At 57.8% G+C, this 26,474-nt stretch carries 29 protein-coding genes and 1 pseudogene; 10 read left to right on the plus strand and 20 right to left on the minus strand.

From position 1 onward, the window contains the following. Window positions 1–12: 12 nt before the first annotated feature. Entirely contained in the window at window positions 13–366 is a 354-nt protein-coding gene (locus tag ACR0NM_RS20230; protein ID WP_170425354.1) for a hypothetical protein, read from the minus strand. Beyond that, complete coding sequence (gene hslV / locus ACR0NM_RS20235) at window positions 363–920, minus strand: ATP-dependent protease subunit HslV (protein WP_170397812.1); 558 nt, start codon at window positions 918–920, stop codon at window positions 363–365. The genes ACR0NM_RS20230 and hslV overlap by 4 nt, the downstream gene beginning before the upstream one ends. Window positions 921–1,117: 197 nt before the next feature. On the opposite strand from hslV, the gene ACR0NM_RS20240 reads away from it, so the two are divergent. After that, the gene (locus tag ACR0NM_RS20240; protein ID WP_170397815.1) at window positions 1,118–1,315 is read left to right on the plus strand and encodes a DUF1127 domain-containing protein; all 198 of its coding nucleotides are present in this window, start codon (window positions 1,118–1,120) and stop codon (window positions 1,313–1,315) included. A 55-nt stretch (window positions 1,316–1,370) separates the two neighbouring features. Here the strand turns inward: ACR0NM_RS20240 and ACR0NM_RS20245 are convergent, their stop codons facing one another. Both ACR0NM_RS20245 and ACR0NM_RS20250 read right to left on the minus strand, forming a co-directional pair. Then, on the minus strand, window positions 1,371–1,733 hold the full coding sequence (locus ACR0NM_RS20245) for a Lin0512 family protein (protein ID WP_170407917.1): 363 nt from the start codon (window positions 1,731–1,733) through the stop codon (window positions 1,371–1,373). Further along, window positions 1,730–2,080 (minus strand): Lin0512 family protein, encoded by a 351-nt coding sequence (locus tag ACR0NM_RS20250; RefSeq protein WP_170625360.1) that lies wholly within the window; start codon window positions 2,078–2,080, stop codon window positions 1,730–1,732. The genes ACR0NM_RS20245 and ACR0NM_RS20250 overlap by 4 nt, the downstream gene beginning before the upstream one ends. 268 nt (window positions 2,081–2,348) lie before the next feature. Here ACR0NM_RS20250 and ACR0NM_RS20255 point away from each other — a divergent pair, with 268 nt between their 5' ends. Then, complete coding sequence (locus tag ACR0NM_RS20255; protein WP_480616363.1) at window positions 2,349–2,612, plus strand: hypothetical protein; 264 nt, start codon at window positions 2,349–2,351, stop codon at window positions 2,610–2,612. 85 nt (window positions 2,613–2,697) lie between these two features. On the opposite strand, the gene trxA is transcribed toward ACR0NM_RS20255, so the two are convergent. The 8 genes from trxA to regB all read right to left on the minus strand — a co-directional run bounded on the left by trxA (window position 2,698) and on the right by regB (window position 14,512). Further along, window positions 2,698–3,018, minus strand: coding sequence for a thioredoxin (gene trxA / locus ACR0NM_RS20260; RefSeq protein ID WP_170397826.1), 321 nt, complete (start codon window positions 3,016–3,018; stop codon window positions 2,698–2,700). 58 nt (window positions 3,019–3,076) lie between these two features. Further along, window positions 3,077–6,436, minus strand: coding sequence for a double-strand break repair helicase AddA (addA, locus tag ACR0NM_RS20265; RefSeq protein ID WP_480616365.1), 3,360 nt, complete (start codon window positions 6,434–6,436; stop codon window positions 3,077–3,079). Continuing rightward, window positions 6,433–9,360 carry a double-strand break repair protein AddB gene (gene addB, locus ACR0NM_RS20270; protein ID WP_480616367.1) on the minus strand — a complete coding sequence of 976 codons (2,928 nt, stop codon included), beginning with the start codon at window positions 9,358–9,360 and terminating at the stop codon, window positions 6,433–6,435. The genes addA and addB overlap by 4 nt, the downstream gene beginning before the upstream one ends. Then, window positions 9,353–10,039: a nucleotidyltransferase family protein gene (locus ACR0NM_RS20275; protein ID WP_480616369.1), complete on the minus strand. Its 687-nt coding sequence runs from the start codon at window positions 10,037–10,039 to the stop codon at window positions 9,353–9,355. Before ACR0NM_RS20275 ends, addB begins: the two co-directional genes overlap by 8 nt. Continuing rightward, window positions 10,036–11,040, minus strand: a complete 1,005-nt coding sequence (locus tag ACR0NM_RS20280; RefSeq protein WP_480616371.1) for an aminoglycoside phosphotransferase family protein — start codon at window positions 11,038–11,040, stop codon at window positions 10,036–10,038. The genes ACR0NM_RS20275 and ACR0NM_RS20280 overlap by 4 nt, the downstream gene beginning before the upstream one ends. Continuing rightward, window positions 11,037–11,507 carry a tRNA (adenosine(37)-N6)-threonylcarbamoyltransferase complex ATPase subunit type 1 TsaE gene (tsaE, locus tag ACR0NM_RS20285; RefSeq protein ID WP_170407927.1) on the minus strand — a complete coding sequence of 157 codons (471 nt, stop codon included), beginning with the start codon at window positions 11,505–11,507 and terminating at the stop codon, window positions 11,037–11,039. The genes ACR0NM_RS20280 and tsaE overlap by 4 nt, the downstream gene beginning before the upstream one ends. A 40-nt stretch (window positions 11,508–11,547) precedes the next feature. Beyond that, window positions 11,548–13,056 (minus strand): PAS-domain containing protein, encoded by a 1,509-nt coding sequence (locus tag ACR0NM_RS20290; protein ID WP_480616373.1) that lies wholly within the window; start codon window positions 13,054–13,056, stop codon window positions 11,548–11,550. 64 nt (window positions 13,057–13,120) lie between these two features. After that, entirely contained in the window at window positions 13,121–14,512 is a 1,392-nt protein-coding gene (gene regB, locus ACR0NM_RS20295) for a sensor histidine kinase RegB (RefSeq protein ID WP_170397866.1), read from the minus strand. Between the two features lie 92 nt (window positions 14,513–14,604). Here regB and ACR0NM_RS20300 point away from each other — a divergent pair, with 92 nt between their 5' ends. Together ACR0NM_RS20300 and ACR0NM_RS20305 are read left to right on the plus strand one after the other, a co-directional pair. Continuing rightward, a complete protein-coding gene (locus tag ACR0NM_RS20300; protein WP_170625366.1) occupies window positions 14,605–15,222 on the plus strand; it encodes an SCO family protein in 618 nt (205 codons plus the stop codon). An 87-nt stretch (window positions 15,223–15,309) separates the two neighbouring features. Continuing rightward, window positions 15,310–15,864 carry an ActR/PrrA/RegA family redox response regulator transcription factor gene (locus tag ACR0NM_RS20305; RefSeq protein WP_039542641.1) on the plus strand — a complete coding sequence of 185 codons (555 nt, stop codon included), beginning with the start codon at window positions 15,310–15,312 and terminating at the stop codon, window positions 15,862–15,864. A gap of 47 nt (window positions 15,865–15,911) precedes the next feature. Here ACR0NM_RS20305 and ACR0NM_RS20310 read toward each other — a convergent pair whose 3' ends face one another. From ACR0NM_RS20310 to ACR0NM_RS20320, 3 genes are all read right to left on the minus strand, one after another. After that, window positions 15,912–16,877, minus strand: coding sequence for a glycosyltransferase family 2 protein (locus ACR0NM_RS20310; protein WP_480616375.1), 966 nt, complete (start codon window positions 16,875–16,877; stop codon window positions 15,912–15,914). Between the two features lie 53 nt (window positions 16,878–16,930). Continuing rightward, entirely contained in the window at window positions 16,931–17,755 is an 825-nt protein-coding gene (locus ACR0NM_RS20315; protein WP_480616377.1) for an FkbM family methyltransferase, read from the minus strand. Between the two features lie 74 nt (window positions 17,756–17,829). Then, window positions 17,830–18,423 carry an HD domain-containing protein gene (locus tag ACR0NM_RS20320; RefSeq protein WP_170397878.1) on the minus strand — a complete coding sequence of 198 codons (594 nt, stop codon included), beginning with the start codon at window positions 18,421–18,423 and terminating at the stop codon, window positions 17,830–17,832. A 206-nt stretch (window positions 18,424–18,629) separates the two neighbouring features. Between ACR0NM_RS20320 and ACR0NM_RS20325 the strand changes: the two genes are divergently transcribed. The 3 genes from ACR0NM_RS20325 to ACR0NM_RS20335 all read left to right on the plus strand — a co-directional run bounded on the left by ACR0NM_RS20325 (window position 18,630) and on the right by ACR0NM_RS20335 (window position 21,199). Next, a complete protein-coding gene (locus tag ACR0NM_RS20325) occupies window positions 18,630–18,944 on the plus strand; it encodes a hypothetical protein (protein WP_480616379.1) in 315 nt (104 codons plus the stop codon). Between the two features lie 103 nt (window positions 18,945–19,047). Next, on the plus strand, window positions 19,048–20,436 hold the full coding sequence (gene ahcY / locus ACR0NM_RS20330; protein ID WP_170397884.1) for an adenosylhomocysteinase: 1,389 nt from the start codon (window positions 19,048–19,050) through the stop codon (window positions 20,434–20,436). A 13-nt stretch (window positions 20,437–20,449) separates the two neighbouring features. Continuing rightward, window positions 20,450–21,199, plus strand: coding sequence for an extensin-like domain-containing protein (locus ACR0NM_RS20335; protein WP_480616381.1), 750 nt, complete (start codon window positions 20,450–20,452; stop codon window positions 21,197–21,199). Window positions 21,200–21,203: 4 nt separating this feature from the next. On the opposite strand, the gene ACR0NM_RS20340 is transcribed toward ACR0NM_RS20335, so the two are convergent. After that, on the minus strand, window positions 21,204–21,851 hold the full coding sequence (locus ACR0NM_RS20340) for a DUF899 family protein (protein WP_480616383.1): 648 nt from the start codon (window positions 21,849–21,851) through the stop codon (window positions 21,204–21,206). A gap of 191 nt (window positions 21,852–22,042) precedes the next feature. Between ACR0NM_RS20340 and ACR0NM_RS20345 the strand changes: the two genes are divergently transcribed. Then, complete coding sequence (locus ACR0NM_RS20345; RefSeq protein WP_170397892.1) at window positions 22,043–22,384, plus strand: DUF2853 family protein; 342 nt, start codon at window positions 22,043–22,045, stop codon at window positions 22,382–22,384. A 222-nt stretch (window positions 22,385–22,606) separates the two neighbouring features. Here ACR0NM_RS20345 and ACR0NM_RS20350 read toward each other — a convergent pair whose 3' ends face one another. From ACR0NM_RS20350 to tsaD, 4 genes are read right to left on the minus strand one after another with little or no spacing between them, the layout of a single operon-like run. Further along, window positions 22,607–23,029, minus strand: coding sequence for an EVE domain-containing protein (locus tag ACR0NM_RS20350; RefSeq protein WP_480616385.1), 423 nt, complete (start codon window positions 23,027–23,029; stop codon window positions 22,607–22,609). After that, window positions 23,029–23,298, minus strand: coding sequence for a YciI family protein (locus ACR0NM_RS20355; RefSeq protein ID WP_170425387.1), 270 nt, complete (start codon window positions 23,296–23,298; stop codon window positions 23,029–23,031). The genes ACR0NM_RS20350 and ACR0NM_RS20355 overlap by 1 nt, the downstream gene beginning before the upstream one ends. 1 nt (window position 23,299) lies before the next feature. Further along, a complete protein-coding gene (locus ACR0NM_RS20360; RefSeq protein WP_480616387.1) occupies window positions 23,300–24,262 on the minus strand; it encodes an NAD(P)H-dependent glycerol-3-phosphate dehydrogenase in 963 nt (320 codons plus the stop codon). After that, the gene (gene tsaD, locus ACR0NM_RS20365) at window positions 24,259–25,356 is read right to left on the minus strand and encodes a tRNA (adenosine(37)-N6)-threonylcarbamoyltransferase complex transferase subunit TsaD (protein ID WP_480616389.1); all 1,098 of its coding nucleotides are present in this window, start codon (window positions 25,354–25,356) and stop codon (window positions 24,259–24,261) included. The genes ACR0NM_RS20360 and tsaD overlap by 4 nt, the downstream gene beginning before the upstream one ends. A 97-nt stretch (window positions 25,357–25,453) precedes the next feature. Between tsaD and ACR0NM_RS20370 the strand changes: the two genes are divergently transcribed. Together ACR0NM_RS20370 and ACR0NM_RS20375 are read left to right on the plus strand one after the other, a co-directional pair. Then, on the plus strand, window positions 25,454–26,167 hold the full coding sequence (locus tag ACR0NM_RS20370; RefSeq protein WP_480616391.1) for a uroporphyrinogen-III synthase: 714 nt from the start codon (window positions 25,454–25,456) through the stop codon (window positions 26,165–26,167). A 54-nt stretch (window positions 26,168–26,221) separates the two neighbouring features. Then, window positions 26,222–26,474: pseudogene (locus ACR0NM_RS20375) on the plus strand (hypothetical protein); the annotation flags it as partial.

Consider the following 26,474-nt stretch of genomic DNA (forward strand, 5'->3'; position numbering starts at 1 on the left):
GGAAAGGGTCACCTACTCCTGCTCTTCCTCGATTTCTTCTTCGTCAAGTTTGCGCTGGCTTTCCTGCAATGGCGCGCGCTCTATCAGTGCCCAAATTTCCTTTTTGGTCTTCTTTGAAACAGCGCCTCTGGCTTCCAGCTCGATCAATAGCGAGCGTGTTTGATCTTCGGTACAGCCAATTGTTCTGCTGAGCCGTTCCAGAGTTTTGAACTTGTATTTGGTATCCCTCAACATGGACTCAAGCAGCTTCTTGCGAGGCTCTTTCCATGTCTTGGCGTGCTTCCGGTTCCGATATTCCTCAAGCACAATCGGCCCAACAATACCGCCAATCAGCCCACCAAATATCGCTGCCAGAACCGCACTCATGACCCGATCGTCTCAACCGTCAGATTGCCGTTGGTATACACGCAGATATCCGCAGCAATTGCCATAGCTTCACGCGCTACATCCTCGGCTGGTTTGTCGCTATCCATCATCGCACGGGCCGCCGCCAGGGCAAAGTTGCCGCCCGACCCGATTGCAGCGACGTTGTGTTCCGGCTCAAGCACGTCCCCTGCCCCAGTGATCACGAGCAGATCCTTGCCGTCGGTCACAATCAGCATCGCCTCGAGCTTCTGCAGATACTTGTCGGTGCGCCAGTCCTTGGCCAGCTCGACCGAAGCACGCGCCAGTTGGCCGGGCGTCGCCTCAAGCTTGGCTTCCAGACGTTCCAGCAGCGTGAACGCATCCGCCGTAGATCCGGCGAATCCGGCGACCACTTCGAACCCGCCCGGTGTCAGGCGACGCACCTTTCGCGCAGTGCCCTTGATCACGGTTTGGCCCAGGCTGACCTGCCCGTCCCCGGCGATGACAACCTGCCCGCCCTTCTTGACGCCAATAATAGTGGTGCCGTGCCATCCGGGAAAATCGCTGTCTGCCATGAATGCCTCCGTTATCCGTGCTGCCATATATGGGCCGGGCACGGGTTCTGCGCAACCGGTTCTAAAACTGCCCAAAAGATATGCAGTAAACGCAAACCGGGGCTGTTGAGTCAGCATTTGTGAGACTCAGCCGCCGGAGTTACATGAGGCTTACAACCGACAACGGGTCGGCTGTTTCTGTTAAAAGGACTAAGCACATGGCAAACGCAATCGCAAAAACCCATGCGCCGCGCGGAGCAGTCACCATCCTGCACGCAGTGGACGCATTCTCTCATGCATTCGAAAACGTTGTCGAATGGTACAAATCATATCAGACACGCAACGAACTGTCGCAACTGAGCGACGAGCAGCTGGAAGACGTCGGGCTGACCCGCGCTGATATCTCCAAGTTCTGATCCAGGATTTGAACACTTATAAGATGAGCCGCTCGATTGAGCGGCTTTTTCTTTTTCAGCTTTCGACGAATTTACCTGCGAGATCAGGCAGATAAGCCTCAACTGCAGCAGTGGCTACGACATGCCGGGTACCCGCCTCGGCATCCTCGACATCCAGTCCCCCTTTGACCGCCCGAACCGAGGCGCGGCCCCGCGGCAGATCCGAGGCGACAAGATCACAATCAACCTTCTCAGGCTGTTGAACGCCAATCGTGACCTCAACGCGCATCTCCTCATGACTGATGCCCAGTTTGGAAAACAGCGTGATGGACGAGTGGTGCAGCGCGTCTTGAACAGCGCGGCGCGCGGCCTTGGTATAGTCCTGACCATACAGGTCGTTGCCGGTCCCCATCTCCAGAATGATGCGTTTTTCCGTCATCGGGCGGGCTCCATATCAAATGAGACAACGATCGCGGCGTTGGCGATCACCGTGCGACCTTCAGAATGGGGTTTGTCGATATCCAAGCCACCATGTGTGACCGTGATGTTGGGCTGGCCGTAAGGGAAAATGGCCTTCAACGCCTGCGAATCCACCCGGTCCGGTTGCTGTACACCGATTTCCGCGTCGATGATCATGGCCTCTTTCGGGAATCCGAACAATTCCGCCATATTGATCGAGTTATGCCAGAGCGCATCCTTGAGCGCGCGCAGCGCTGCTTCGGTATAGTCTTCGCGCCGAAGCGACGTACCCATACCGAATTCCACCAATACCCGAGTTTTGGGCATGTCGCCTCCTTATTCCTGATGACCCGACAATCTGCACGAGTTCTTGCGAATTGAAAGAACCAGTACAGTGAACTGCATCCGGCCAAACCACGAAACCCGAATGTTTGGTTTGTATCGCAGCTATCGACTAGAATTCTGTCTGTTTAAGCACACGATCTATGAAAGGTTTGATTCCATGACGTATTTTCGGCTCATGTCATCTTTATTGTTGTTTGGACTTCTGGCGCCAAGCGTATCCGCTGAAGTCATAGAAAACAAAGCGAAATTTATGAATCTGATCGTTGATAAGAAGCTGGTTCAGGGCGAAACCTGGGTGACTATTCACAAGGACGGCACGGTTGAGGGCAAAGGCCCGAAAGGTGGCAGTATCAGCGGCACGTGGGAGTGGAAAGACAGGTATTACTGTCGGAGAATCGTGATCGTCGGTGAAGTGATGCCCCACGACTGTCAGGTGGTTTCAATCGCAGACGACAACGTTACATTTACCCACAAGGACGGCGTGGGAGTATCGGTGAGGTGGACCATCAAGTGAGTCTAAACTCTTGTCACGCAGTGGCTTTCACAAAAAAGGCGCCCAATGCGGGGCGCCTTTTTTTTCGTTCGCACACTAGCGAAGGTCAGATCGACTCGTCGATCCAGCTTTGCAGGGCCGCCTTCGGGGCCGCGCCAGCGCGGTTCGAAACCACCTGACCGTCTTTGAAAATGAACAGCGCCGGAATGCCGCGCACGCCCATGGCCGCGGCTGAGTTTGGGTTGCTGTCGACATCGACCTTGGCAATCTTCACCTTGCCACCATATTCGCTGGCCAGCTCTTCCAGGGCGGGGCCGATCTGCTTACAGGGGCCGCACCACTCGGCCCAGAAATCCACCACGACGGGGATATCGGAATTCTTGACTTCGGCGTCAAAGGTGTCGTCGGTAACGGCTACGGTCGACATGTCTGTCTCCTGACTGGGAATGCTTGGGCTCAGAACCTAGGTGCGGCACCGGGCAAGGTCAAGATATAGGGTTCGGTGTCAGGGCGTCCGTCACCATATCGTGTGGCAACCACATCAGGTGCGCGGTTCGCGTCCACAAGATAGCGGTGCGGATACTGTGATTGGGATAGATTTGCGACAGGGCATGGGCGTAGGCCGCCATCTGGCGCAACAGCCCTTCGGGGCAGGATTCTGGCCCGGTCGGAACAGTCGCATTGGATTTGAAATCAATCACATGCACCTCTGTATCCGTGATAATCAGCCGGTCGATGACCCCATGCATTCGTGTGCCGTTCAGATCGGCAGAGACCGAAACCTCGGTCAGCGCATCCGAGCCAAAGACCGGTTTCAGATATTCGGCCGTCAGCACCGAAGTGGCCTCAGTCAGCAGATCTTGCTGCTCAACATCTTGCATATCGGCCAGAAGCCGTGCGCAAAGCTGCGGCCATTGATCCTGTGCGGCAGCAGGAAGATGTTCGAGCAACAGGTGCAGCTGCGATCCGCGTCGTTTCGCCGCCTCTTCATCCTGCCCCGCATCTCCGGGCAAGGCCTTCGCACCCCCTAGATCAGAGGGGCTGAGCGTTTCGGCTGGCGCGGGTGCATTTGGCGCGGGGTGGTCAAAAAATACAGGCAAATGCTGTTCGTTGTGCGGGATGCTGCCCTGTTCAACGGCAGGCAAAGCCTCCCAATCTCCATGCGCCAGTCGAAGGTTCTGGGTGCCGGGTACATGAGTAGTCCCTGCCCGCGCCATCGCAGCCTCAACCATCTGATACCAACTGTTGCCATCCTTGCCTACATCCCCGGCGGCCGCCACTATTAGCCACTTTTCTGCCCGTGTTAGAGCCACATAGAGTAGCCTCAGCCGCTCATTCTCCTCGCGCGTTCTGGCTTCTTGGCGCGCAGCTGCGATCAATGCAGGTGAGGCATCAGAAGGCACTTTCCACAACGGAGTATCGCCCGCCATCATGATCTCGGCATCTCGTGGTGGCTGTCGTTTACCAGTGTCCGGCAGGATTACGATCGGTGATTCCAATCCTTTTGAGCCATGAACGGTCATCACCCTGATCATATTGCCGACTCCGCTCATCTGGCGCTTGATCTCCAGATCGTCGGTTTGCATCCAGACCAGAAAACCGGTGAGGCTTGGGATATCTGTCCGTTCGTAGGCCAGCGCCTGCGACAGCAACGCGTTGATACCATCCTCAGCCTCGGCCCCAAGCCGGCCCAGCAGTTTGCGTCGCCCGTCATGGCGCGTCAGGATACGTTCGATCAGATCATAAGGACGCAGAAAGTCGGTTTGACCGCGTAGGTCGTTCAGAATCGCAAGCGTTACCGGGAACTCCTCGGCACGATTGCGCAACGCTGCCCATAGATAAGTTTCCTCCCTGCGATGAGCCAGATCGAACAACTGTTGTTCCGTCCAGCCAAACAGTGGGGATTTCAGGACTGTCGCCAGTGACAAGCTGTCTTCGGGTGTGGCCAGAAAGCTAAGCAAAGCAGCCAGATCCTTGACCGCCAATTCCGCGCCCACCTTCAGGCGATCTGCCCCCGCGATGGGCAGGCCCTCGCTTTTGCAGGCGCGAATGATCTCGGCAAACAGGTCCGAGCGGCGTTGGACAAGGATCAGAAAGTCGCGGGGCTGCACTTTGCGCCGGACAAATGTCCCCGACGCATCGCCATCATCGGGAATGGTGGCGCCACCCCTGATCATATCCTTGATCGACCGGGCAACCTGTTCTGCCAGAATGACGGTGTGATGCCGCGCGCCGGGTCGATCAACGGGATCGGTCCAATCGGTGTCATCCTCGTCTTCAACTTTCTCGATCACCGGCCATAGGTCGACGCGCCCAGGAAGATCGGCCTTGAATGCCCGGTGTAAGGCATCCTTGTGGAACCCGGCCGCTACATGGTTTTCGAACAGTATATCGACCAGCCCAAGGATCGCGCTGGACGAGCGGAACGAATATTCCAGCGTTGAATCCCGCAGTTTAGAGCCTGATTCTTGAAGTTTTCGTCCAAATTCGGCCTGCATCTGGTCAAAGGCTTGCGGATCGGCGCCCTGGAAGGAATAGATCGACTGTTTCTTGTCACCAACCACAAAGATCGTGCGCTCAACTCCGGATCGGGCCCCTTCCCCGCTGGTAAATTCCTGAGCCAATTTTTCGATCACGTCCCACTGATCTGGGCTGGTGTCCTGCGCTTCGTCCACCAGAATGTGATCGATGCCACCGTCGAGCCGGTACAGCACCCATTCCGCCACCGCTGGGTCGTTCAGCACCTGACGTGCGCGCAGGATCAGGTCATCAAAATCCAGCCAACCCCTCACCTGCTTGCACCGCTCGTATTCCGGAAGGAAGGCCGCGGCAAAGCGATGTAATACATGGGTTTTCTGGGCCGCAACCAGCGCCAGTCGTTGTTCCCGCGCGGCTTCGACCCGCAGCATCAGGGCCTCGAGCTGGGGCATCCGATCTGCCAGCACCCCTTCACGCAGCGCCTTGGTTGGAAAGCTGTTGAGTTTTGCGGCAAAGGGCTCTTTCGCACCCTTACCCGTCAATAGGACGTTTTCAAGTATCGTCAGTTTGCTGAGCCGGGCGTCGGTAAAGCCGACAAGCTTGTCGGCGGCCTTGGCATTGTTCCCTCCGCTTTCCGAAAGCGCGGGTAAAATGGACTGGATCAGTTCGACCTCACCGCCCAGAAACACGTTACGCAGCAGGACCTGTTCATCAAAACCTTCGGGCAGATCAAACCGTTGCAGAATGTCCGGCCATTGCAGCACATGTTCAAACTGATTTCGTTTCTGCGCAACAGCGGCAGTCAGTTTGTCAAAACCGGTATCGGTGACAAAGCGGGCAACGTCTTCGATCAATTCGGCCTGAGGGCCGTCGGCAAAACTTTCAATGATCTCTTCGCGCAGCAACGCCGCAGCCCGGTCTTCCATTTCGGAGAACTGAGGGCTGACCCCCGCCTCAAGCGGGAACCGTCGCAGCAGCGAAGCACAGAAGGAGTGGATCGTTTGGATTTTCAGGCCACCGGGTGTCTCGATGGCGCGGGCAAACAGGGTCCGTGCTTGCGCCAACCGGTCGGGATCGATCACGCCCGGTACGCCAAGTTCGACCAACTCAGACTGAAGGTCGCCGTCGCCCAACATTGCCCATTTGCCAAGACGTTTGAACAACCGGTTCTGCATCTCGCTGGCCGCGGCCTTGGTATAGGTCAGGCACAGGATATGCTGCGGCTGTACGCCATCCAGCAACAGCCGCGCCACCCGGTCGGTCAGCACCCGGGTCTTGCCCGAGCCCGCATTGGCCGCCAGCCAGGTTGAGGCGTCCGGGCGCGCGGCCTGAACCTGCCGTTCGGTGGCATCATTGCGGGGGGTCATGTCAGGTCCTCCGGTTCGGTTTCCGCCGAACGATCCCACTCGCCGAACCGGGCGAGGTGATCATAGTCCCCTATATCTGTGTCCTTGTGCAGCATCCTGCGTGAAGAGAACCCCTGATCAGGCTCTAAATAGGCTGAAATGAGCTCTTTCAGTTCGGCCAGCACCTTGTCGGTCGGCTCTTTCTGCAGCGGTGCGGGCACTTCTTTATAGGTGCCGCCCATGCCAATGAAGATCGCCTGTGCAACGGGAAGCGGATCGAATCCTTCGATACCGCCCTGCTCGGCCATTGCAGCTTCGATCAGCAGTTGTTTGTCGAATTTGGCTTGCTGACTTTCTGTCGGCGGAGTGCCCGTTTTGTAGTCGATGATACGCAAGGCCCCCTGCCCGCTTCGATCGATTCGGTCGGCACGTCCGGCAATGGTGAAGTCCAGCGGCGTCAACGCCAGGCGCACCCCAACCTCAAAAGCCACAGGCCCGCCATCGGTGCGGCGCTGAATCTCGGCGGATAGAAAGCTATCGGTAATCCGCTCTAGCCGCGCCAGCCACAGCTTTCGGGCAGTTGGCCACGCAACGTGGTCGTCCAGCAGAGCTTTGGCGCGTTTCAGGAAATTTTCTCGGGTCAACAAAGCCGGATCCAGAACGCTGTCGCGCACGAATTGTTCCATCACCTCGTGGATGACGATACCGCGTAGCAGGGCATCTGGCGCCTGAACCAGCGGGTCCAGTTGTCTCAATCGCAGGATATGCCGGGCATATATGGCGTACGGATCGCGGATCAGGCGTTTGATTTCGGTCACCGATAGCCGCCGTGGCCGCGCCGCGACGGGTGGTCGTGGCGACGGGCGGTGCGCGGGTGCGATTCGGGGTGCATGTTCCAGCATCTCTGCCCAATTCAGCCACCGTTGGCCCCGCGCTTGCATTGCTTCTAACGCCCTAGTTCCACCCTGTTCAGGCAGGCCTTGCAACAGGTTGGTCATGCGGTTCAGCCAACGGGATGGTACGGTCTCCGCATCATCCGAGCGGGTAGCGCGGGTCAAAACCACCTCTGCAGCACCTGCCGCCTGCTGGAAGTCATGCGCGGACAGGCCGATCCTGCGTTCGGGCAGTAAAAGACCGGCCTCATTGCGCATCTGACGGTTCAGCCAGGGGTCGGGTGCCGCAGCCTCGGGCCAGCTGCCTTCGTTCAAGCCACCCAGAATTAGCAGATCCGCACCCTGAACGCGCGCTTCCAGGGTGCCCCAGATCATCAGATGCGGGTGAGGTGCATCGCGGTCGCGGACTTCTTCACCTGCCAACAACGCGCCCAGAAGGTCGGCAAAATCATGGGCGGTCATCGCACCGCCATGCTGTGCTTCGGCTTCCAAAGTGGAGATCACCGCAAGCGCCTTCTGGCCCGCGTTCTTGTCCCACAATGTGCCGGATTCACCGGTTGCACCTGCCGAGATCATCTCGGCCAGCGTGCGAAGCCGGGCGACCCAGTCCGGCAGTGGCTGTTCGGTGGGGTCGTATTGATCGCAAAATGTCTGGGTAACCCAGCGGACCCAGTCCTCGGGCGCTTCAGTACGAATGGCGAAAGCGGTCAGGCTGGCGCTGTCGGGAAAGGGCGGGCCATAGCGACGCAGGTCAAGCTCAAGATCGCGGGTATGCAGCAGGTGGCTGCCCCGGTCGCCCCCGTCATGGCACAGTGGGTGTTTGAGCAGCGTCAGCAGAGCCTCGCCATCCAGGCGGCGCGCGAACAGCCCGGCGACATGGCGTAGGAACCGCCCGGGCGGAGACAGCTGCAGTGGCAGGCCCGCGCTGTCATCGGGCAGGATATTCCACCGGTCCAGTGCGGCGCTGACCTGCCGGGTTAGCATCCGGTCGGGGGTGATTAGCGCGGCGGTCTGGCCGGTCTCGGCCGCTTGCCGTAGGCGTAGCGCAATGGCCAAGGCCTCGGCCCGGGGCGAGGGCGCCTCGATCAGCGTCACATCCTTGGTCGCACCGTTCAGGTCGGGCAGGAGCGGGCCTTCAGTCATCCATGCGTCGGTGACCGGGGCAGGGCGCAATGCAAGCGAAATCAGCTTGTTACGGGCAGGTGAAGGGGCCTGATCCGTGGTCCATGGCCGGATTTGATCCGGGCCAAGCCCTAGCCCAAGCATCAGCTTGCGGAACCGGTATTGAGGATGATCCTCAGATGTCAGCGGGTTATCCAGATTGCTCCAAACATGTTCAGGCTGGTCGAAATCATAGCCAGGCAGCACCAGCGCCCCCTGAGGCAGACGCGCAACCGCCTGCATCAGCATCAGGGTGGTCCCGCGAGACCCGGTAGAGCCTGCCAGAATGACAGGATGTTCGGGCGGCGACGCCTCCCAGCGCGCGATCAGGTTCTCGACCACGCGCCGCTGTCGGGCCTGCGCATCCAGCGCGTCCGAACCGGATTCCATGAACTGATCGGCGATGCCGATAAAGGCCTGCGCCCGTGCCCAATGGCCGGACATGTCGCTGACATCCAGTTGCCTGATCGCATCGGGCGAGACACCTTCCCCCTGCATCTCGTCGATCAGCCCGGCCAGACTGTCAGACAGATCGAACAGCGAGGACCGGGCCGCCAGATCGGGTTGCTGGTCCAGTAGTTTTGCGATCAGCTGCGTCAGCTCCAGCCTGCGACGCAGAGGCGGGATTGCGGGTGGGATCTGCGCCAGATCGGCGCTTTCGCCAAGATCTGTGACCAAAGAGAGGCGTGGCAACAGGCAAGCGGGACCTTGATCAAACAGATCGCGCACCCGGCGCGCCATCCGGCGGGTGTTGATTACCAGTTGTACCCGGGCCAGCGCATCGGGCGGCTGCCCCTCAAATCGCTCATGCAGACCGTCAACCAGCACCTTGGGGAAATCCGCGCCCGGAGGAATGGCGAATACCCGGGGCAGGGCGCTGGGCTCAAACATCGGCAATCAGCCCCTCGGCCAGATCAATACCCTCGGGACGCCCCACATCGCACCAGCGACCGGGGTAAGACAGTGCGAACAGGCGCTTTTGCTGCAGCATTCGATCCCACAATACGTTCAATGAAAACACGTCCTCAGCGATGTCATGTAGCCCTTCGGTTTTCAGAATTTGTACCCCGCCGTAAACAAGACCGGCACCGCGGACGATCCGCCCTGTGCTGTCCTGAGTGAAGTCACCAGGGCCTGTGTGGCCAAGGGTTTGCCCAACTGGAACGCACATCAGCAGCGCATCCATTTTATCCGGATTCCAATGATCCTTCAGTAAATTCAGTGGGTTGGGCCCAGACCAGATCGCGTCGCTGTTCAAGGTGTATACGGGATCGGATCCAAGCAGAGGTAGCGCTGCGCGCAGCCCACCACCAGTATCCAAAATGCGCGGTTCTTCCCGCGATATCATAACGTCGCAGCCCGCCAGATGATCAGCCAACTGATCAGCGTGGTAGTGCAGGTTGGCAACAACCCGCAACGGCCTTAGCGCATCGACCAGATCCAGTGCGTGATCAATCAGGGGCCGCCCGGCCACCTCGATCAGCGGTTTGGGCCGGTCTTTGGTCAGGACACCCATGCGAGTACCAAAGCCCGCGGCAAACAGCATTGCAGCTTGGGGGGTGCCGGTCATTGCGCCCTCAGCTTTGCCAGGTTCTCGGGGTTTGGGGCGGGCAGGGCGCTGCGCAACAGGTCTGCCACCGGCACCAACGCGGGATGTTCGAGATCGCGCATCAAATGTGCCCACGCAGCCGGGATCAGGTCGACGTAGTGTGGCTTTCCATAATCGGTCGCCAACCGGGCAAAACCGCCCAGAATGCGCAGGTTACGCTGTGCGCCCAGAACAGCATATGCGGTGCGGAAATCATGCCCATCGACGCCGGTTGCGGTGATATAGCGGTCGATCATCCGCATCTCGATCCCGGCGGGCACAGTCCGACGCACATCCTGTAGCAGTGACATCAAATCATAGGCGGGATGCCCCAGCATCGCGCTTTGGAAATCCAGCAGACCGACACGCGCCAGACCTTCGCGCTCGGGCAGCCAGATCAGGTTTTCTGCGTGGTAATCGCGTTGCACAACAACCCGCGTTCCGCCGGTTTCCCGGTGCAGGATATCCGCAAAGCGCAGCTCGAACCGGGCGCGGGCCTCGTCGTCGTGCGATCCAAGAATGCCTTGTGCATATTTCGTGAACGACAGCGCCGCCAATTCGGTCATCAGGGCGGGGTCGTAACTGTCGAGCGAAAGCGTCGGCGCCGCGTGAAGATGGACAAGTACATCGGTTGCGGCGTCATACAGCGTGCGCTCAAGCGTCGGATCGTCCCGCAAGACGCGTGCGAACAGATCGTCGCCCAAATCTTCGAGCAACAGAAACCCGTATTCGCAGTCCTCGGCGTAGATTTCCGGCGCACTCAACCCAATGGAACACAGGTATTTCGACATACGCACGAAGGGTTCAACAGCTTCGCCCTTGTCGGGCGGAGCATCCATCAAAACGGCGGTCCGGCCAGTGGTAGGGTCGGTCAGACGCTCGTATCTGCGGTTCGAGGCATCACCCGCCAAAGGCGTATGCCGTGCGCCGTTCCATGGTGTCTGCGCGATCAAGGCTTCTGCCAGAATGGCCCGGTTCGTCATTGGATCCCCTCCAGCTTGGCGTTCCATTTCGGGTCTGTCCACGACATCTTAAGTTGTCGCGTATCTTGTTCGTTGGCGTCTGTGGTGAACCGGATCAGTAAGGCCGGCTCTGGTGTCAGAGGACCCAGCTTTTCAGGCCACTCGATCAGGCAAATGCCGGCGTCGAAGGCGTCGACCAGCCCCAGCTCTTCGATCTCTTCCACGGCAGAAAGACGATAGAGGTCTGAATGCCAGACCTCACCAAGCTGCGTCTCGTAAACCTGAACCAGAGTAAAGGTCGGCGAAGGCACATCTTCGGGTGCGGACAGAAGAGATTGGATCAATGCGCGTGCGAAATGGGTTTTGCCGCTGCCGATGGTACCTTCAAGCAGGATAGTATCGCCAGACTGCAATGCGCCTCCCAGTTTGGTGGCAACTTCAGCAGTGTCGAATGGGGATTTCGAGGTCAGAGTCAGCGGTGCGTTCATGGCGTCACAATGAACCTGCGCCGGGTCGGCTGCAACCGGTTCAGGCGCTGATTTTTTGTATTTCCGTGATGTTCCTGACCGGGTTGTCCGAGGCGAAACGGACAATTGTTGCCCCGTTTTGCATGGGGCTGACCGTGCAGTTCAAAGAGCCGCCGGATTTTAGGATCAGTTCAGCCGACCATTCGGCCCGATTCTCGCGGGCGGTGACGAATTCGCGGATCTCGCCAAGGATCGGCGTGGCGGTGCAGTGCTCCTGCCATTGGCGTGTGATTTCCAGCACCGTTGCTGGTTCGAATCCTACTTCGCCGCTGTCGCCCCACAACACCTGATAGGCGTAATTTGTGATCGCCAGCGAACCGTCATCCGAAAACACCGCGATGGCATCAGCCAGCTTGTCCAGAATGGATTGCATAAGGTCCGTTTCAGCGCGGAACCGTCGGGTCAGTGTGATTTCGGCGGTGATATCTTCGAACAGGAAAGCCACGGCCCCATCGGGATGCGGGCGACCACTGACGGAATAGACCGATCCTGATGGCAGCGACCAGGTTTCCTGATAGTTTCCGTCCTGTGCCGCCTCCAGAAGGTCGTTCATCTGGCGCCGCCAACTGCGATAGTTCTTAGGCTCGGGCATCATATGCTGGTCGCGAAGCCGGTCAAAAAAGCTGGACAGGCTTGGGCGCAGGCTCAGGAAGTCGGGTGGCAGGGTGGTCAGATCGATCAGCGCTGGATTGAACAGGGCCAGTTGCCGGTTGCGGTCAAAGATCGCCAGACCAATGGAGAGCTGCGCGAAGGTCTTGGTCATGGTCTGCACAAACTTGCGCTGCGCTGTCTCGGCTTCGACAATCGCGTTGATATCGACCGCGTAACACAACTGATCCTGTTCGTGTGCGACCTGGGTCAGGTCAAACCAGAGCTTGGCATCGCTGTCCCTGACCGGAATCGAGACACGGGTTTTTCGACTCAGCTGCGCCTCGTCCCTGTGAGAAGGAAACAGAGGGTCCGTCAGATCGGCATCCGGTCCCGCGATCTTGCGAACCAACCGTACATAGGCCGCATTGCACCAGCCCACCTTATCACGGTGATCTATCAGCCAAACAGGGTAGGGCGCCTGCTCCATCGCCAAACGAATTGGATCGCGCTGGTCACGGCGTGGCGCAGGGATGGTCCCCGTCAGATCACGTAATTGAACCCGAATGATACCGTCGATCCATTCGCACAGAACCTCGCGCTCGACTGTGCAGTCGATGGCTGAAACGGCGATGTTGCCCCCGGACCGGACAATCTCGGGCGCTTCGGGGAAAGCGGGAAAATCACGTTGCAGCAAACGCCGCAGATCAGCCCAGTTGCTGACGGATTCGTAACCTGCCAGCGCAATATCGGAGTGGCTGATCAACCGGTCGCCATCGAACAGGAAGACAACATCGAACAGCGCTCCGGGCGCTGACAGCCCGAAATCTCTTGTTTTGGCCTGATGGCGTGGCAAGAGCCACAATATCGCAAAGCTGGCCGAAACCACACTGATTGCGGCCAGAACGATCCATTCGGCCATTGCTCCAACCCCCGGGTAAAACGTTTGAATCTATATGAACAACAATGGTTAACGGGGTCTTAACTCATATCTGGAACGGTTGGTTGGCGCCCGAGGGAACCGGAGTGTCCCCGGTTTGCGCGTCGATCAGCTTGCGCGGCCAAACGACGTTGACGATCGCCCCCCTGCGGTCCGGTTGGTCAGTCAGGGTCTGATAGGGGTCCGCGCCATTGGCAAAGCTCAGTTCGGCACCGCTGCGTTCCAGCAGGGTTTTGGCGATGAACAGACCTAGCCCCATGCCTTCGTATTCCGGCCGACTACTGCGATCGGCGCGGCGGCGGCGCATGAACGGGTCACCAATCCGACCAATGATGTGGGAGGGGTAGCCGCGACCATCATCCATGATCGAAACGCTGATCCGGTCAGAGGTCCATTCAGCTTCGACCCAGACCGTCGACTGGGCAAAATCCACTGCGTTCTGGATCAGGTTGCGCAGCCCGTGAATGATCTCGGGCTTGCGCAGGATCGAGGGCTGCTGCACATCGCCATCCGCAACTGGTCCTTCGTCGAAATGCACCACTTTACCACGATTGATATGTGGCTCTGCCGCTTCATGGATCACGGTGGACAGAGGCGCCTGACGCAGGTGCAAATCATCTTTCCCAGCTCGGCCCATATCGCGCAGGATGTCGCGGCAGCGGTCAGCCTGTTCGCGGATCAAGGCTGCGTCCTCCATCAGCTCAGGCCGGTCGTCCAGCTCTTCGATCAGTTCTGAACTGGCCAGCTTGATCGTTGCCAGCGGCGTACCCAACTCATGCGCGGCTGCGGCCACCACACCACCAAGATCAGTCAGCTTTTGCTCGCGCGCCAGCGCCATATGGGTGGCCGAGAGCGCTTCGGACATCGATTGAACTTCGGAACTGATGCGGTGCGAATAGGCGCCGATGAAAACGATGGCGATGATAATCGCCGCCCAGTTTCCGAACAGCAAAATATCGGGGATATCCAGCACCAACCCCAGATTGGTTCTCAGCGGGAGGTGGAATTGCGCCAGCAACGTGGTCAGGATCACCGCAACGCTGCCGATGATCAGGGTCGAGCGGGTGCTCATTACATTTGCGGAAATCGTCACCGGGCCCAGCAACAGCAGCGCAAACGGGTTGTTTAGCCCCCCCGTCAGATACAAAAGGATCGACAGCTGCAGCAGATCGAACAGCACCATCAGGAAGTTCTCGAATTCCGACAAGCGCTTGTTTTCGGGAAACAACAGAATCGCCGTGAGGTTACCCATCACCGAAATGCCGATGACGAAATAACACAATGCCAGCTCAAGCTGAACGTCGTAATATTTCTGTGCAACCGTGATGGCCGTAAACTGGCCGATAATGGCGACCCATCGCAGCAGGATCAGCGTGCGCAGCCTGATCCAGGTACTGCGCTCCTGCCCACGCCAAAGACTGGTGTTGGAATTCGTCATCTGTCGATTATGTCCTATTGCGTCGGTCCGACATGTTGATAGGTGTCCCGGCAGAATCGATCAACATCCCCTTTCGTATCAGGATACGCGCCATGGTTCGTCTTTATGCTATTCTCGCAACTGTTGTTCTTGCAATTGGTCTTGGTGCCATGTGGCTGTTGACGCGGGGCGGCGCGGACGACAAATTCGCGCAGTGCCGCTCGTCTCAGATCGCGGGCGGGAGCGCGGCGATCGGCGGGCCGTTCGAACTGCTTAACGCCAAGGGTGAGACGGTAACCGACAAGGATGTGATCACCGAGCCCACGCTTGTCTACTTCGGTTATACCTTCTGCCCGGATGTTTGCCCCTTTGACATGTCGCGCAATGTCGACACGATCGATTTGCTGGCAGAGCGCGGTCAGTCGGTGACGCCGTTGTTCATCTCGATAGACCCGGATCGCGATACCCCCGAGGTTGTGGGCGATTTCGCATTCAACCTGCATGAACGCGTGATTGGCCTGACCGGATCGCCCGAGCAGATCAAGGCGGCCAGCAAGGCGTACAAGACCTATTACAAGGCCCAAGACAAAAGCGATGAGTATTATTTGGTCGACCACTCGACCTTTACCTATCTGATGACGCCCGAGGACGGGTTTCTGGAATTTTTCAAACGCGATGAAACGGCCGAGCAGATGGCGGACAAGATTGGCTGCTTTCTTGATCAGGCCTGATCCTCAACAGTCGGTTTGACCTTTGGAATGGCGCTGCTATTACTCATGTTTAAGCCAAGAGGCATGAAATAGCGGAAAGACCCACATATGGCAGACAGTTCCCAGCTTGAAATCGGCCCCGACAAATCGCTGCTGCTGGTAGATGATGACGAGCCGTTTCTGAGACGTCTGGCCAAGGCCATGGAAAAACGCGGATTCGAGGTTGAAACCGCGGGTTCCGTCGCCGCAGGCCGCGCCATTTCCACAGCCCGCCCACCTGCCTATGCCGTGGTTGATCTGCGACTTGAAGATGGCAATGGGCTGGACGTGGTTGAAGTGCTGCGCGAAAAACGCCCCGACAGCCGGGTTGTGGTTCTGACCGGTTATGGCGCCATCGCCACCGCCGTTGCGGCGGTCAAAATTGGTGCAACCGACTATCTGTCCAAACCCGCCGACGCCACTGACATCACCAACGCTCTGTTGGCCAAGGGCGACGAACTGCCCCCGCCGCCGGAAAACCCCATGAGCGCCGACCGCGTCCGCTGGGAACATATCCAGCGCGTTTATGAGCTGTGCGATCGGAACGTCTCGGAAACCGCGCGCCGGTTGAACATGCACCGCCGGACGTTGCAGCGGATTCTGGCGAAGCGTAGCCCAAGGTAGACCCTTAAACTCAATAGTGTGTTTTCCCGGGCCGTTCCAAACGACTTTCAGGGCGCGGGTTGAGCCTGAGTTTGGAGCCTCAGCGCGTAATTCTTAAGGCAGGCAGAGTGCGCGCACCCAACTTTAGGCAATAACAGCAACTCATCAACCTTTGCCTGTAGCTTGCCACCCATCGCCAGCATTCGATCATCCACAACGCTGTTCTGGTTGTACTTGTTCCAATACCTTTCACGAAACCGGCTGGACCGGTTGGGTGCATCTGTCGCTTTCGTGCCTTGCCCGCGCCGCCGCTTGAGCGCGAAACTGTCTCGCGTTTTCACCGGGTAGTGAATGACAGCAGCCCAATCGTGTGTAGACAGATGCTCGGGCGCGGCACCCAGCGCATGTCTTCGTCGCAATCCCGAACGATACATGTGTTCGTGCATCGGCAGGCCCGCAGCATTTACAAATTGCGATCCATCGTTTCGAAAGTCCGGTCGCAAGTAGGGCCGGTGCAGGCCAAACCCCCGTATTTTATCAGACTTTCGAAAAAGCGTTTTGAAGTAGCGATGCAAATTATGATCTGTATCGGCACGCTTTAGGAATCGTTGCGTGACCAGCCCCGGTTCCCACTTGTCGTTGCCCCCATTTCCGAAGATCAACCAATTCACGGCGATGCCCTCGGCGAAACCGGAACAGCGTTCGACGAGACCTGCGACCTGATTTTCATCGTTTGCACAGAAAAGAAACTCATCGCTATCAAGCCACATCAGCCAATCGGCATCGTTAAGCGAAGGATGCGCATAGGCCGTTTCCGCCGCTGTATGCTGTGGTACTTGCCCGGGTTTCAGATCTTGCAGAACATGGGAAATAACCCCGTTTTTATCCAGCGCATCAAGCAGCTCGGCGGTGCCGTCTGTCGAGTCATTGCTGTAAATCAGAATAGGATCAAACCCGACCAGCAGATGATACGCGACCCACTCAAGTATAAACGGCCCTTCATCCTTGGCGCAGGAGAACAGCCCGACCTTCATATCAGCTTGGCCTGAGTGGGTTTGATCATGATCGCGGTTCTTCCTTGCACGGACTATCTTCTGAAGATGATATTACGTTGAGTTTGAAAGGCATTTTCATAGCCACGATCAGAAAGTGAGGCAAACAGGCGTTCGGCGCTATCACCAAGATTCACGGTTTCCAGCTGTAGATATTGGGGAAGCGCTGCATCTTCTGCGCTTTCAAGAAAAGGCATAAGAATGTTCGGCTCGTGCCCTTCAACATCAAGCTTGGCAAAATCGGCATCATGCAGATGTGTAAGCTCAAGCAGTGTTCGGGTCTGCACCTCAATCGTATCGTATTTTGATAGCTCCCGATACGCTGGGTCGTTTGCCAAGCGCGCCTGACCAAGATTGGTGGCCGTGTCGCCCCGCTTTTCTATAATAAGTGTCGCCTCACCAGTTTCGCCCGCGATCGCGAAAGTGTTCAGCTCCACGTTGCCAAATCCGTTCAGAGAGCAATTATTGCTGAGGCGTTCGGCCAGTGTCGGATTAGGCTCAAACGCATGAATCCGGGAGTCCGGGCTAAGAATTGACGACAAGAAAAGTGAATACAGACCAAAATTTGCCCCGATATCCAAAACCTTGAGAGTCTTCCCCGCAAAGCTTTCTTTCAGCCAATTCAGCTCAAGCTCTTCCGGGGACCGGCCCTTCTGCCAAAGAGAGAATTCGCTGAAATTGTCATAAGGGTGCAGGTGGATTCGAATGCCCCGGTAGGCGATCAACTGTGGCAGCAGTGACTTTCGGATCAGATTGCGCACCCGCCCTCGGCCTGTCAGATTGTACGCTTCACGTAAACACGCGTTGGCATATTCCATCTGCGCGTTCGTGACCGGTATCTGGCTGTCTGCGTCGCTCATCTGAACCTGCGTCCGATTATGGTCTTGTTTTAGCGGAAAATTAGCATAGGCCGAGCTGCTGATCTATTGGCGACCTAAATGCTGCCCAACAATTCCTGATGCCGCGCGGTATAGGCCTGCCGCACCTCAATCGGGGGACGCAGTTTGATCTGCAACCCCTCTAATATTGCCTTGTCCGGACGACCAAAGAACTTTGATGCTTCGGTATCAGAAAAACCCGCGATCTGCGTCGCCTCCATCCAGGCGCTGATCTTGTCCGCCTTCTTGATCTGGCGTTTCACTGTTTTTGGTACCACGGCGGGCAACCCGAAACGTATATGAATCGCAGCAGCCAGCCGGTCGTCTAAATCACCATAATCCGGGCCAACGGCGGATTTCACCGGAGAGATCATGTCACCAATCACATATTCGGGGGCATCGTGTAACAGTGCCGCCAACCGCCATTTCGTCGGTGCATTTGGTGCGATGCGGCCAAAAAGCTCTTCCACCAGCAAGGAATGCTCGGCCACGGAATAAGCAAAATCCCCGTTGGTCTGACCGTTCCACCGCGCCACAAAGGCCAGCCCGTGCGCGATATCTTCGATCTCGATATCCACGGGTGTCGGGTCCAGCAAATCCAGCCGACGGCCCGACAGCATTCTTTGCCACGCTCTGGGTTGTGTTGCCATTTTACCATGCCTTGTGAACTGGGACACGTTCAATTCGCGTTCTTGTGGTATGATGTATCTGTCTGGATCACATGCTGCCAACAATTTCTTGAGCATTCGTGCTTTGAACCTGCGCGACACGATCCCGACATCAAGGACTGAGGGGGGTGCTGACTCCTCCCAGTTGCGCCCTCTCGAAACGAAACTCGTATCGAAAGGAGCTTGCTATGTTCAAGCGTTTGTTTGCAATAACCCTGACCTTCGGAATGGCCGCAACCGCGCCACCCGCCTTTGCCCAGAACTGCGCAGAGCGCGAGCGCGTGATTACCAAACTGCAAGACAATTACTCCGAGGAATTAACCTTTGGCGGTCTTCAGAAATCACGTGGCGGGCAGACGGTCATGGAGGTTTGGACCTCGAAGGAAACGGGAAGTTATACCGTTTTGGTGACCCAGGCGAACGGCATGAGTTGTATTGTCGCCGTTGGCACTGATTTTTTTGAAGCGATCCCCAAAATCAAGGCAGAGGGTACGCCAAGCTGATATTTTGTCACCAGACTTCCTGTTTCCGGCCATCCACATTGCCTCCTGTCCCAAGGAATGCTAGGGGCAGCCCGGACCAAGATTTACCGGAGTGGAGAACCTGATGGCCGGGGACTATATCGTTAAGGACATTTCGCTGGCCGGGTTTGGCCGCAAGGAACTGGATATCGCTGAAACGGAAATGCCGGGGCTGATGTCCCTGCGCGCCGAATATGGCGAAAGCAAGCCGCTGAAAGGCGCGCGGATCGTCGGTTCGCTGCATATGACCATCCAAACCGCCGTTCTGATCGAAACGCTGGTGGCGCTGGGCGCTGATGTGCGCTGGGCGTCGTGCAACATCTTCTCAACGCAGGACCACGCGGCGGCGGCGATTGCCGAGGCTGGTATTCCCGTTTTCGCCATCAAGGGCCAGACGCTGGAAGAGCATTGGGATTACCTGGACAAATCCTTCCTGTTTGACGAAGGCCCGAACATGATCCTGGACGATGGCGGCGACGCGACGCTGTACATCCTGCTGGGTGCACGTGCCGAGGCAGGAGAGGACATTATCCCTGTTCCGGGTTCGGAAGAGGAAGAGGTGATCAAGAAGCAGATCGCCAAGCGTATGGCGGCTTCGCCGGGTTGGTTCACCAAGATGCGCGACCAGATTCAGGGCGTGTCCGAGGAAACCACCACCGGTGTGAACCGCCTGTATCAGCTGGTGAAAGATGGCCACCTGCCGTTCCCGGCGATCAACGTGAACGACTCGGTCACCAAGTCGAAGTTCGACAACAAATACGGCTGCAAGGAATCGCTGGTTGATGGCATCCGCCGCGCCACCGACACCATGATGGCCGGTAAGGTTGCGGTTGTGTGCGGCTATGGTGACGTGGGCAAAGGATCGGCGGCTTCGCTGCGTGGCGCAGGCGCCCGCGTGAAAGTGACCGAGGTCGACCCGATTTGCGCGCTGCAAGCGGCCATGGACGGGTTCGAAGTCACCCTGCTGGAAGACGAAGTCGCAAACGCGGATATCTTCATCACCACCACCGGCAACAAGGACGTGATCCGCATCGAGCATATGCGCGAGATGAAGGACATGGCGATCGTCGGCAACATCGGCCATTTCGACAACGAAATTCAGGTGGCCAGCCTGAAGAACCACAAATGGACCAACATCAAGGAACAGGTGGACATGATCGAGATGCCCTCGGGCAACCGCATTATCCTGCTGTCCGAAGGTCGCTTGCTGAACCTTGGCAACGCCACCGGTCACCCCTCGTTCGTGATGTCGGCCTCTTTCACCAACCAAGTCCTGGCCCAGATCGAGCTGTTCACCAAAGGCGATGAATACAAGAACGAAGTCTACATCCTGCCCAAGCATCTGGACGAAAAAGTTGCCCGTCTTCATCTGGACCGGATCGGCGTGAAGCTGACCCAGATGGACAGCGATCAGGCGGCCTATATCGGCGTAAAACCCGAAGGCCCCTACAAGCCGGAACACTACCGCTACTAAGTGCGAAAGACGCATGACCAAAGCTTCTAGACGCCGCCGAATCCTGCTTTCGGCGGCGTCTTTTCTTTTTGGCCTCTTAACGCTGTTGACCGTGTTGGGCGGCGGCGTTTGGTGGCTGCTTGCCCATCCCAATACGCCTGTACCCCCGCACTGGAACCCGCTGCGTGATCTGACCGTGACGGCCCCGGTCACCCCGGTCACCCCTTACCAGTTGAACCGCGCACTGGCGGATGACGCTTTATGCCGTGCAGCCTTGGCCGAGGCTGGAGCTCGGTTTGATCCGCTGGACGATCTGGTGGTGGACCAGAATTGCGGAATCGAGGGACGCGGCCGGTTGTTCGGTCTGGTGAACGCCCGCGTCACTGCAGTCGAGACCCGGTGTGCCACAACTTTGCGGCTTGTCATGTGGGAACACCATGTTGTGCAACCCGCTGCGCAGCAACTACTGGGGACTTCCGTCAGCAGAATGCGCCAGATCGGCAGCTATAACTGCCGCCGGATGCGGACCGCGCAAGGACAAGACAATGGTTGGAGCAGTCACGCCACTGCGGACGCGATCGACATCGTCGGAATGGATCTCTCTGACGGGCGCAGCTTGAACCTGCTGGCTGCCTGGGACGCTGACGGGCCCGAGGCCGATTTTCTGCGCCAGATATGGCGCGGAGCCTGTGACTGGTTCCGCGTGGTGCTTGGCCCTGACTACAACCGCTTACATGCCGATCACTTCCACCTGCAGGGGCCCGGCTGGGGCTACTGCCGATAGTACCTCAGCGTAGAGACGGGATAAAATCGCCGCGGCCCTGTGGCGTGAAATCCAGAACATTCCACAGTGGCCAAGCCGCATCCACGTGCCGGGGATGCCAATCGCTGGGTTCAAAGAACAGCTCGGAACTCCAGAAGTGATGAATGCCATCAGGGAGCTGTTGAAAGACATTCAGGATGGGAAGCTGATCACCCCCGTCGGTCTCGGCCAGATAGTCACGTTGGTAATTCGTCCCTAGTGCTGAGTAGAGCGGCAGCGCATTCCAACCCATCTCATCCTTGAGCGCCGAGAGTTTTTCGGGCGTATTCTGCGCCACTACGGCAACCGAGGCGTTCTGTATGAGATGGTGGATCTGAGAGTTCAGCCCATCCAGAAACGCCGAACACATAGGGCAGGGGCGTTCCGCGTCGGGTCCGTACATCAGCGAATAGATAATCAGCGTATCCTTATCGCCAAACAGCGACGACATAGGCGCACCCTCGCCTGCCAGATCTCGGAACGCATAATCGTTAGGGGTTTTGCCTCCGGTTGGAAGAGAACGGCGCAAGGCCGCGACCTCTTCAACCTTTGCTCTCAGGTCCCGCTCGGCGGATAGAAGTGCATTACGAGCTGACCGATATTCGGTGGTTTCATTCGGTAACCTTACGGGCATGGGGACCTCCGGGAATCATAATTAACAAAAATGTTAAATAATAAATCAGAAAAAATCAAATCACCGAGTCCCGCGAAGTTCAGCCTAGGGGGAAACCTTGTGATTTTTCCCTTTTGGGAATTCCGCCGACAAGGCTAGTCTCTCGTGCATCGGTAAAAAGTTCCGTGACAATGGATTAAGGAGATTGGGACATGGGCAAACGCGACGAATTGATCGCCAAATACGCTGAAGATCTAAAAGGCAAATGCGGGATGGACCCCGATATGGACCTGCTGACCAAGGTCACCATCGGTTGCGGTCCGGCGATCTATGACGCGGATGCGTCGACAGTGGCGGCCAGCCAGGAAGGCGAGCTTGAGACGGTCAAGAACAACTTCCTCATCAAAAAGCTGGGCCTGTCGGATGGTCCCGAACTGATGGAAGGGATCAACAAGGCCATGGAGACCTATGGCATGTCCGAGCGTAACAAGTACCGCGCTGTCGTCTATTACATGCTGACCAAGCATTTCGGCAAAGAATCGGTCTATAGCTGATCCAGCCAAGAACCATTTCAGCACCCGTCGGTCTTACCGGCGGGTGTTTTGTATTTGATTGAAACTCTAAATACTTGGCGTTTGAAGCGCGGTTCTGAAATCGGCTAAGGTCAGGTCATGACCAGGACGGTCAGAACCAACAGATTTCCGTATGCGTGTGGTGAGTTTGGGAGCACGCGGGGTAGGGAAGGTTCTGAAGTCGTCAGGGCCTTCCCTTTTCATTCAATCCGCCTGTGTCTCGCCCAAAGCGCAGATCAACTGCCATTCTGTATCGCTGACCGGCTGCACTGAAAGGCGTGAATTCTTGACCAGAACCATTTCACCCAAACGCTCATCCGCCTTGATCTGATCCAGTTTGACCGGAATTGTGAAAGACCGGACGGCTTTGATATCCACGCATTCCCAACGCTCATCATCGGTTGTGCTGTCGGGATGGGCCTCGGCACAGACTTCGACAATGCCGACAATCTCCTTGTCCTTTTGCGAGTGGTAGAAAAAACCCCGGTCACCAATCTGCATCTGACGCATGAAATTGCGGGCCTGGTAGTTGCGCACCCCATCCCATTCCTCGCCCGCGTCCCCCTTGCCGACCTGCTGATCCCAGCTCCAGGTCGAGGGTTCGGATTTGAACAGCCAATACGCCATCAGCCGATGACCTTTTTCCACGGGATCAATTCAACCGAGTCGAACAGGCCGGCCAGCGCGTAGGGGTCATTCTCAGCCCAAGCTTGCGCGGCGGCCAGATCCTCGACGTTCAGAATGACCAGCGATCCGATCATTGCATCGCCGTCCAGCAACGGGCCAGCCTGCGCCACAACACCGGTTTCTTCAATGTAAGCCAGATGGGCGGTGCGGTTGTCCAGCCGGGTCTGTAGGGCTCCGGCTTTATCCCGGGCGATCAGGGCGATGAGCATTTTATTCCTCCTTGAGTGGGCGACCCAGCAGGGCCTGAATCGCGTCGGTGACACTGTAGGCACCGCTGCTGAGTTTCGCCACCGTTGCGCTGATGGGCATGTCTAACCCTTCGCTCGCTGCGATTTCGGACATGGCCTGCGCAGTGGCGACACCTTCGACGGTTGTGGTGCTGTCAAATGGCTTGCTTAGACCCAAACAAAGGCCAAAACGATAGTTTCGCGACAATTCGGATGAGCAGGTTAGAACCAGATCACCCAGCCCCGATAGCCCCATCAGCGTATCGGGCCGTGCCCCGCGCTGGGCGGCAAAGCGCTGCATCTCAGAAAATCCGCGTGTGATCAACGCAGCGCGGGCGCTGTCGCCAAGCCCGGCACCAATGGCCGCGCCGCAACCAATAGCCATCACATTCTTCAGCGCGCCACCCAACTCGGCCCCGATGGTATCGGCGGTTCGATAAAGACGCAGGTTGGCGGTTGTCAGCTCTTGCTGAAGCGCCTCGCCCAATTCGGCTTCAGCACAAGCCAGCGTTAGCGCCGTGGGCAGACCGCGCGCGATGTCGTCGGCAAAGCTGGGCCCGGTTAGCAGGGCCGGTTGTGCGTCTGGCACGGTTTGACGGATCACGGCGACGGGGCCCAGACCCGTGGACAGTTCGATCCCCTTGCAGCAAGCCACCAGAACCTTCCCGCTCAGTCGTGCTGCGTGAAGATTCAGGGCATCACGCAGTTTTTGCATTGGCACGGCAAGCAGCAATACGTCGGACCGCACCGCCTGTTCAATCTCGGCAGTCACCGTGATGTTGGCAGGCAGCGTGACGCCCGGCAGGCGATCGACATTCTCGCGCGATTGCTGCATTTGCTTTGCCTGCTCGGGATTCCGCGACCAAAGCGTAACGGGGCCATCTCCCGCCAATGATATGGCCAAAGCGGTTCCAAAGGCACCTGATCCAAGGACGGTCACGCTCATGCCTTGGCCCCTTTTTTGCCGCTACCCAGCATTGCAGGGCTGGTTTGATCCAAGGGCCAGCGGGGCCGCGCCGTCAGGTCCAACCCATCTCGTGTACCGGTGCGGAATCGTTCCATACCCGCATAGGCGATCATTGCGGCATTATCAGTGCACAAAGCCAGCGGAGGGGCAGTAAATCGGGCGCTCATTTCCGCAGAAACAGTCTCTAGTGCAGAGCGAATAGCGGAATTTGCTGCGACACCTCCGGCAACGGCAATAACCGGTTCTGACGGTGATGTCTCAAGATACTGGGCAATCGCGCGGCGGGTTTTCTCAGCCAAGGTATCAACAATAGCCCGCTGAAAACCGGCACACAGATCAGCGCGATCTTGTCGGGTCAGCCCCCCTTTTTCGGCTACGACCTTATCCCGCATCCGCATCAGCGCGGTCTTGAGTCCCGAAAAAGACAGGTCACATCCGGGGCGATCCAGAAGGGGCCGGGGAAAGCGGAAACGTTTGGGATCGCCCGCACGGGCTTCTGCCTCGACTGAGGGGCCGCCGGGCTGGGGTAGGCCCAGCAGACGGGCGGTCTTGTCGAAGGCTTCACCGGGGGCATCGTCGATCGTCCCCCCAAGGCGGGTGAACTGTTCCGGTCCATGAGCGATCAGATATTGGCAGTGACCACCCGAGACCAGCAGCATCAGGTAGGGAAAGGCAATCTCGTCGGTCAGTCTTGGTGTCAGCGCGTGCCCGGCCAAATGATTCACCCCGATTAGCGGCAACCCGGTTGCTGCGCTCAGACCCTTTGCGCACATCACGCCGGATATTACGCCGCCAATTAAGCCGGGACCGGCGGTGACAGCGATAGCGTCCAGATCATCTAAGCCAATTTCGGCCTGTGTTAGAGCCTGTTTGATGCAAATATCCAGCTTTTCCGCATGCGCACGCGCTGCGATCTCAGGCACAACGCCACCATAGGCGCTGTGCAACTCAGTCTGGCCATGCACCACGGATGACAGGATCTCGGCCCCAACGCCTGTGCCCTGCCGCACAACGGCGGCTGCGGTATCGTCGCAGCTGCTTTCCAGTCCAAGGACGGTAAGTGTTTGCACCATAGGCCTGATCCGTTGCATCATGATTGCCAAGCGGGGTATCACCCCGCGCGGATGCAAACAATCCCAAGGCCGAAGGCGCCGACCGTTGTATTTGTTGATGACCCGCCCTCGCGCCGCCTCGGACAGGTTCGTTGCGCAACTGCCGGACCACATTCGGTCGCAAGTCGCGGTTATCCATTCACCCTTGTTAAAGATCGAACCGCTGGGTGTCATGGTTGAGTCCGATGATTCTGCTGGACTGATCTTTTCCTCGGCAAATGGCGTGAATGCCGCCGCCCTATTGAATGTGGAACGCAGCCTGCCCGCCTATTGCGTTGGTCCGGTGACCACGCAGGCAGCGCAGGCAGCAGGGTGGGAAGCGCAGATGCTGGGTGCGACGGCCGAAGGGCTGGTGGCCAATCTGCTGAAACTCAAGCCAAACAGTCCGCTGCTACATCTGCGCGGAGAACACAGCCGCGGCAACGTGGCCGCGCGTTTGACTGAATCCGGGCTGACCACCCGAGAACAGCCGATTTATCGACAGCAACTTCTGCCGCTGAGTGATGAGGCTTCCCACGCCGCCGAGGGTGATCAGCCCATCATCGCCCCGCTATTTTCGCCCCGCACAGCGCGACAATTTGCCGATATCTGGGCCGGATCCGCGCCTCTGTGGCTGGCCGTGATCAGCGAAGCCACGGCGGAACCCCTTAAAACACTGAGTTTCGAGCGGCTGAAGATCGCGGATGAACCGACCCCGGACAAAATGCAGAAAGCCGTGAAAAAACTCGTGAAACACGTGATGCGGGTTGAGAGCGCGCCGGGTGCAGATTAACTTGGGTTAGTCTGTTGTTCATGTGTTTTGGGAATCGATAAGGGGATTAACGCGGTGGCTGATAAGAAGAAACCCGATCAGGAACCGGTCGAAGACCCCAGCGTCGAAGAGGTGGTAGAAGCCGCCGAGACCGAAAGTGATGCAGTCTCGGATGAGAAATCCGTTGACGCGGATAACGCTGCGGACGAATTGACTTCCGAAGCCGAAGCCGAAGCCGAAGCCGAAGCCGAAGCCGAAGCCGAAGCCGAAGCCGAAGCCGAAGCCGAAGCCGAAGCCGAAGCCGAAGCCGAAGCCGAAGCCGAAGCCG

The organism is Ruegeria sp. AF2, from assembly GCF_056542025.1.